At 62.1% G+C, this 6,435-nt stretch carries 2 protein-coding genes; both read left to right on the top strand.

Translation table 11 applies throughout. The annotated features are described in order from the left end of the window. Window positions 1-1,103, top strand: a 1,103-nt coding sequence (locus tag FHS18_RS33905) for a phosphopantetheine-binding protein (protein WP_246428071.1), incomplete at its 5' end; no start/stop codon positions are given. 30 nt (window positions 1,104-1,133) lie between these two features. After that, window positions 1,134-6,435, top strand: a 5,302-nt coding sequence (locus FHS18_RS33900) for a condensation domain-containing protein (RefSeq protein ID WP_183604801.1), incomplete at its 3' end; no start/stop codon positions are given.

Below are 6,435 nucleotides of genomic sequence, written 5' to 3'. Positions count from 1 at the left end.
TGCTGGAACATCCAGCTGTGCTGGAAGCAGCGGTTACGGTCCGCAGCAATGCGGAAGGCGAGAAAGAACTGTGCGCCTATGTGCGGACGGCGGGTCCGGTGAACGTAGTGGAGCTGCGGTCGCATTTGTCCGAGAAGCTGCCGGAGTATATGCTGCCGTCGCACTATACGTCGGTGGAGAAGCTGCCGATGACGGTGAATGGCAAATTGGACCGCAACGCGCTGCCGGAGCCGCAAATGAATGTGGAAAGCGGTACGGCGTACGCTGCGCCGCGAACGGAGATCGAGCAGGAGCTGGCAGAGATTTGGAACAAGCTGCTCGGCCACGAGCGCGCCGGCATCCGCGATAACTTCTTCGATGTCGGGGGGAACTCCCTGCTGCTCATCCGCATGTTTGCGCAACTGGAGAAAAAATACCCGGGCAAGCTATCGGTTAGTGATCTGTTCTCCTATACGACCATCATGGAGTTAAGCAAGCTGCTTACCGGCAGTCAGGAGGAGGCCGGAGCGACGATTGCTTTTGTATTGTTGCCGAGCCGGTTCGTTGTCCGCAGCGGCGGAGGAGACGGCGTGTTCGGCTTTGCGCTGCCATCGGCCGCAAGCCGTCGAGTCGCCGCGTTGGCTAACCAAGAAGGCGTCGACGTGCCAACGGTTCTACTGGCCCTGTTCGGACTGCTGCTGAGTGAATACGCGGAGGCTGAGACGATTCCGTGCCAGGCGATGATGAGGGGGCAGGGGCTGGTTCAAACGCTGGAGATGGATTTTTCGGCTGCTGCCGAGTTGACCGATCTGATTAAGCAGACCGATGCGAGTTTGCGACGGAAGGAAGCGACGATGGCCGTGCCGTCCAGCCCGGCAGGAAGGCCGGTATTTGGTTCCGTTGCACCGCTGTTCTACAGCATGGATCTATACGGCCAAGCGGCTTCATTAACGTCTGTGTACGATATAGCGCTGGGAATGAGCGCGAATGCTGACGATGGGGAAATTACGTTCCTGTTCGAATATTCCAGCGCAATGAATGGCCAGCAGATGAGGCAAGTGGCCAAAGATTATTTGGAGATGATCAGCTTGGCGGTCGAGAACGAAGAAGCGGCATTGATGTAATCATGCATAGGGTTAGAGGAGGGTCATCTGTTGAAGCTGCGCGATTTGAAAAGTCGAGTAAGCAAAGGAACTGCTGAATTTGAGGAAGTACCACCGAACGATATCGCCGTCATCGGCCTTTCCTTTCAATTGGCCGATGGCGTGACGCAGCTATCGGAGCTATGGAGCAAGCTGCGCGAAGGACATGATTTTATGAGCGATTATGCGGGGGAGCGCAGAAAGGATGCCGAGAACTATTTTGCCTTCCTGAACAAAAAGCTCCAGCTGACCCGGGTGAAAAGCGCCTTCGTAGAAGCGATCGATCGATTCGATTATGCTTACTTCCGGCTGTCTCCCAAAGAAGCGAGTCTGATGGACCCGAACCAACGCCTGTTCCTGGAGTCGGCCTGGTCGGCTGTGGAAGACGCGGGTTATGGCGGCGGGAAGCTCCGAGGTACTCGCACGGGAGTCTATTTGGGAGCCGGGGCGCGTGAGGATTACAGGCGGATGATTGAACGCACGAGACCGGAGGACCTGGTGTCGGCCTTCGCCGGCAACATTCCTTCCGTCATTGCCAGCAGGATATCTTATTTGCTGGACTTGAAGGGGCCGAGCATGCTGATCGACACAGCCTGCTCATCCACCCTTGTGGCTTTGCATACCGCTTGCCAAGCTATCCGGGCCGGGGAGTGTGAAGCTGCGCTGGTCGGCGGCATTAATATCGCCATCCTTCCGCCGGAATACGAAATTACGCTAGGGGTTGAATCTTCGACCGGCCGTACCCGGACGTTCGATGCCGATTCGGACGGTACGGGATGCGGCGAAGGCGTTATCGCGGTCTTAGTGAAACCCTTGTCGCGCGCGCTGGCGGACCGGGATCATATCTACGCCGTTATTAAAGGAAGCGCGGTCAACCAGGACGGAAGCTCGATCGGGCTGACCGCGCCGAATGCGGCGGCGCAGGAGGATGTCATCGTCCGGGCATGGCAGCATGCGGGCGTGGAGCCGGAGAGCATCTCCTACATCGAGGCGCATGGCACGGGCACGAAGCTAGGCGATCCGATCGAGATCGACGGCATTAAGCGGGCGTTCGGCCGGTATACGAAGCGTAAGCAATTCTGCGCGATCGGCTCGATGAAGACGAACATGGGGCATCTGGACCATGCGGCAGGGCTGGCGGGTCTGCTGAAGGTGATCGCGGCGATGCAGCACAAGGAGCTGCCGCCGACGGCGCACTTCCGCCGCCCCAACCCGGAGATCGCCTTCGAGCAGTCGCCGGTGTATGTGCTGGACGAGGCAAGGCCTTGGACGACGGAGGCGGGAACGCCGAGACGGAGCGGGATCAGCGCCTTCGGATTGAGCGGGACAAACTGCCACGTGGTCGTGGAGGAAGCGCCTCCGCGTGAAGGAGGCGTGCAGGCATCAGGGAACGGACCGCATGTGCTGGCCTTGTCGGCGAAGGGCGCATCAGGGCTCGGCGTGCTGATCCGGCGTTATATCGGTGCGCTGGATAGACTTGCGGATGCGGATACAGGCGCGATCTGCAGCACGGCGAATGCAGGGCGCGGGCATTACAGCCATCGGCTGGCCATTGTCGGCGACAGCCGGGAGACGCTGCTGCGGCGGCTGCGGGAACTGGCGGAGCAGGAGCCGGGGCAGTGGAACGCAGCGGATGTCTGGTACGGGGAATCAGGAGCAAGCGCGGAGGCCGAAGCGGAGTTGCGGGAACGCGCCGAGCAAGCGGTGACGGCAGCCAGAGAACCGGACCCGGGACTTCGGGCGGAAGGTCTCCGTCAGCTGGCGGCGCTGTACGCGCAGGGCGCGGAGATGGACTGGGAGCGCGTATACCGCGGACAGGGACACCGCAAGGTGAGCCTGCCGACGTATCCGTTCGCGCGGACGCGCTGCTGGATCGAGCTGCCGGAGGCGGCGGAAGCAGGCATGCAGCTGGACCGCGAGCATCTGTATCACACGGTAGGATGGGAAGCGGAAGACATTGCGAGCGTGCCTGTGCGGAGCGGACTCGGCGCGGTGCTGCTGATCCGAGGCGGCGACGAGCAGAGCCGGGAGCTTGCCCATAGGCTGCGGGAGCAAGGACGTCAGGTAGTAGAAGCCATCGAGCCGGGCAGCGAGGAGTGGAGCGCGGAAGCGAACGCGGTGCTGCCAACCAGCGGGGGCGCGGTTCGGATCCCGGATGATCAAGCCGGGTATGAGCGGCTGTTCGCGGACATTCAGCAAGCCGGTATCGAGCTGACGGATATTGTTCACATGCGGGGAATAGGCAACCCGGATCAGGACCTGGAGGCGGAGCTGGAGCGCGGGGTGTACGATCTGTTCCGGCTGGTCCAGGCGGCGCAGCCGGGGGAACACGGCTGCGCACTGACCGTTATCGTAAGGGAAGCGGGGGAAGTTGACGGAGCGGAAGAGCAAATCCGGGCAGCGCACGGCTCGCTGCTGGGGCTGCTGCGGATTGCGGGTATGGATCGGCCGCAGCTTCGCTGCAAAGGCGTGGATATCGACGGGCGGACGGCGGCAGCCGAGCTGGCGGCGGAGCTAGGCGTCGCAGCCAAAGGGCTTGTGGCTTACCGCAGCGGAACCCGGTACGCCGAAGTGGTGAAACGCTGGGATGCGGCGGCGGACAAGCGGGAACCGCTGCAGCTTGAAGCGGAAGGAGCCTACCTCATCACGGGTGGAACAGGGCGCATTGGCCTTGAGCTGGCGGCTGAACTGGCCGAGCGCGCAGCGCGTGCAGGCATTGGGATACAGCTGGTGTTGGTGCAGCGCACGGTGTTCCCCGCACGGGAACAGTGGGAAGCGGAGCCCGCACGCGAGGCGAATAGCGCGATATCGCGACGAATCCGCCAAATCCGGTCGATTGAGGCATCTGGCAGCCGGATCAGCATCTGGCAAGCCGACATTGGGGATGAAGCGCAAGCGGGCGCCGTAATGCAGCGGCTGCGCAGCGAGTTCGGAGCGCTGAAGGGCATCATCCACAGCGCCGGGGTCGGCGTCGGCGAGCGGGGACGGCCGCTGCAGGAGGAAACGGAAGCGAATCTGAGGCGGATGCTGGCGCCGAAGGTATACGGAACCGAGCTGCTCGACCGGCTGACGCAAACGGAGGCATTGGATTTCTTTGCGGTCTGCTCCTCGGCGATTACGGTGGCGGGCGGAGCAGGAGCAGGCAGCTACACGGCGGCCAACGGCTACCTGGACAGCTTCGCGCAGAAGCGGAACCGGCAGGGAAAACGGACCTTGGCGATGAACTGGCCGGCATGGGCGTGGGAGGAGGATCCGGGCGAAGCGTACCGGCAAGCCTATGCGAGCAAGCAGCTGTTCGAGGTGATCGAGGCCGAGGCGGCAAGGCAGGTGTTCGTAGCCGCATTGGAGCGTGGAGCGGCACGGGTGATCGCAGGTACCGTCAACCGGGAGCTGCTGCATGCGGCGAAGGCGCTGCTGCCAGTCCGGATGTCTTTGGAATTCGAGGCCGAACTCCAGGCCGAACTCAAGGCAAAGTCCGCGGGAGGCCCATCTGGCGCATCGGCGTCGGCAGCTGCCGTACCGCAGCTGCCGATGCGCAAAAAGGTCCGGCTGCAGGGACGAAGCGAAACGTCCTACAGCGAGACGGAGCAGCTGATTGGCGAAATATGGGGCGATGCCCTGGGATTTGTGGAGCTAGATGTGACGGCAAGCTTCTATGAGCTGGGCGGCGATTCGATCTTCGCGATTCAGATGGTGAACCGACTGAACCGGGAGGCAGGTCTGGAGCTGACGGCGGCGGATGTGCTGAGCCGTCCAACGGTAGCGCAGCTTGCGGCATGGGTGGAGAAGAAGCGCCCGCTGAATGCGGTGGCGGTACGACCGGAGCCGGTCAAGGCGGCCGTGCACGCGATTCCCGCTGCCGACAAGCAAGAGACATATCCGTTGTCGTCGGCGCAGAATCGGATGTATATTCTCGACCAGTTCGATCAGGTGAACGCGGGATATAATATGCCGGCACTGATTCTGACCGAGCAGGTGCTGGATATGCAGCGGGCCGAAGAAGCGCTGCAGCAGCTGGTGGAACGGCATGAAGCGCTGCGGACGACGTACGAGATGGCGGAAGGCGAGCCGGTTCAGCGGATTACCGAAGCAGCGGAAGCCCGCGTGGTTGTGGACCGGATCGGGTACGTAGCCGAGGAGGAGCTGGAAGCCAGCATGGCCCGATTCGTCCGGCCGTTCGATTTAAACCGGGACGTGCTGATCCGGATGGGAATCGGGGAAACGGACGGCGGTCGGGGGCTGCTCTATCTCGACTTGCACCATATCGCCTCGGATGGGATGACGATGGCGGTCGTCATGCAGGATTTCATGGCGTTGTATGCCGGAGAACGGCTGGAGCCGCAGCGGATTCAGTACAAAGATTATGCGGTTTGGCAGCGGAAGCAAAAAGAAAGCGGGGCGCTCGGGCAGCAAGCGGCATACTGGCTGGAGACCTTCGCGGAGCCGGCGCCGGTGATGGAGATGCCGACGGATTTCCGGCGCCCGGCCATCAAGAGCTACGAAGGAGACCATATCTACTTCGAGGCGGACGCGGAGCTGTCGTCGCGGGTAAGCAAGCAGGCGTCGGAGCAGGGCGTGACGCTGTACATGTACTTGCTGGCGTCGTATCAGGTGCTGCTGCTGCACTATACAGGGCAGGAGGACATGGTGATCGGCTCCCCGATGTCGGGCAGGCATGATGCGGACGTAGAACGCATGGTCGGAATGTTCGTCAATACGATGGCGATGCGGGGCAAGCCGGTACGGACCAAACGTTTCGCGGGCTTCCTGCAGGAAGTGCGGGAAACGACGCTGCAAGTACACGAGAACCGCGACTATCCATTCGAGGATTTGGTGAGCGAGCTGGCCGTTCGGCGCGACACGAGCCGAAGCCCGCTGTTCGACTACTTGTTCACGCTGCAGAACACGGTCAAGGAGCAGGTGGAGCTAACTCGAATCGGCGGGGGGGCGCTGTATCCGTTCGTTAACCGGATTGCGAAATTCGACCTGACGTTGAACGCATACGAAGAGGCGGGCGTGCTAAGGTTCAGCATGGAATACAGCACGAAGCTGTTCAAGCGGGAGACGATCGAACGGCTGTCGAGGCATTGGTTGAAGGTGCTGGAGGAGGTAAGCCGGGACAGCGGCCAGCTGCTGGGCGACGTGCAGGTGATGGCGAAGGAAGAGGAAGAGCGGCTGCTCGCGCTAGGGGAGTACGAGGGTACCTGGCGAGAGCACGCGGAAGAGCAGTGGCCGGCTGAATGGACCGGGCAGGCGACGCTGGACGGCTGGTTCGCGGAGCAGGCGTCGAGGACGCCGGACCGGATCGCGGTGG

The organism is Paenibacillus phyllosphaerae, from assembly GCF_014192105.1.
GTDB classification, from domain to species: Bacteria; Bacillota; Bacilli; order Paenibacillales; family Paenibacillaceae; genus Paenibacillus_Z; species Paenibacillus_Z phyllosphaerae.
This window is presented reverse-complemented; position numbering and strand designations above follow the sequence as displayed.